This is a genomic window from Kitasatospora phosalacinea (genome assembly GCF_000717185.1).
GTDB classification, from domain to species: Bacteria; Actinomycetota; Actinomycetes; order Streptomycetales; family Streptomycetaceae; genus Kitasatospora; species Kitasatospora phosalacinea_A.
Genome location: NZ_JNYE01000245.1, coordinates 1 through 1,232, shown reverse-complemented (window position 1 = coordinate 1,232; position 1,232 = coordinate 1). Strand labels below are relative to the sequence as shown.

The 1,232-nt window shown below is 71.8% G+C and carries 2 protein-coding genes; both read left to right on the top strand.

The window, feature by feature from the left end; all coding sequences use genetic code 11:
- A partial coding sequence (locus tag OO57_RS37815; RefSeq protein ID WP_106974226.1) for a pectinesterase family protein occupies positions 1 to 1,003 on the top strand: 1,003 nt, incomplete at its 5' end.
- A gap of 35 nt (positions 1,004 to 1,038) precedes the next feature.
- On the top strand, positions 1,039 to 1,232 hold a 194-nt coding region (locus tag OO57_RS37810), incomplete at its 3' end, for an RICIN domain-containing protein (protein WP_234337729.1).

The following is a 1,232-nucleotide window of genomic DNA, read 5'->3' as shown; positions in this document are numbered from 1 at the left end:
CGGGTTGTGCATCAGTGACCAGGGGGCGTCCACCACGGCCGGGACGGCGGTGATCCAGGAGACCTGCACCGCCAACACCAACAAGCAGTGGGCCTTCCGCCCCGTCGGCAGCACCGCCGCGCCGACCGTCGCGCAGGACGGCACCGGCCGCTACCGCACCGTGCAGGCGGCGGTCGACGCCGTCGGCAGCGGCAACGCCAGCCGGGTGGTGATCACCATCAAGCCGGGCACCTACCGGGAGAAGGTCACCGTCCCCGCCGACAAGCCGTTCGTCACCCTCCAGGGCCTGGGCGCGAGCCCGGCGGACGTGGTGCTGGTCGGCAACCGGAACGCGGGCACGTACGGGACGTCGGGCAGCGCCACCGTGGTCGCCCAGGGCCACGACTTCACGGCGGCCAACCTCACCTTCAGCAACGACTTCGACGAGAACAGCTCCGACACCGGCGACCAGGCCCTCGCGCTCTACCTGGACGCGGACCGGGCGCTGCTGGACAACGTGCGGCTGCTGGGCGACCAGGACACCTTCCTGGTCAACGAGAGCGCCCGGACGTACGTGGTCGGCTCGTACGTCGAAGGGACGGTCGACTTCATCTACGGCGGCGGCGTCGCCGTGTTCGACAACTGCCGGATCCACGAGAAGCGCACCACCGGCGGCCCGATCACCGCCGCCAGCACCCCGGCCGCCCGGGCCTACGGCTTCCTGTTCTACCACTCGACGGTCGACGGGACGACCGCCGGGAAGACCCAGCTGGGGCGGCCCTGGCGGCAGGACGCGCAGGTGGTGTACCGGGAGTCCGTGCTGACGGACACCATCGCCACCGCGCAGCCCTGGACCAACATGTCCACCAGCACCTGGCAGAAGGCCCGGTACTTCGAGTACCGCAACACCGGCGCGGGCGCGGGCGTGAACGCCAACCGCCCGCAGCTCACCGACGCCCAGGCCGCCGCGTACACCCCGCAGAAGTACCTGGCGGGCGCCGACGGCTGGAACCCCGTCCGATGAGCCCCGACACCACGACGCGAGAGGACACCACCACCATGCGAGCCACCGCCATGCGAGCCACCACCACCCGCCGCCGCCTGACCGGAGCCGCGGCGGCCCTGCTGCTCGGCGCTGGCACCGTCTCGGTCCTGGTCGCCCCGGCCGAGGCCGTGACGTTGCCCGCTGCTGGGACGTACCAGTTGGCGGTGGCGAAGAGCGGGATGTGTCTGGACGTTCCGTCGGGTTCGAC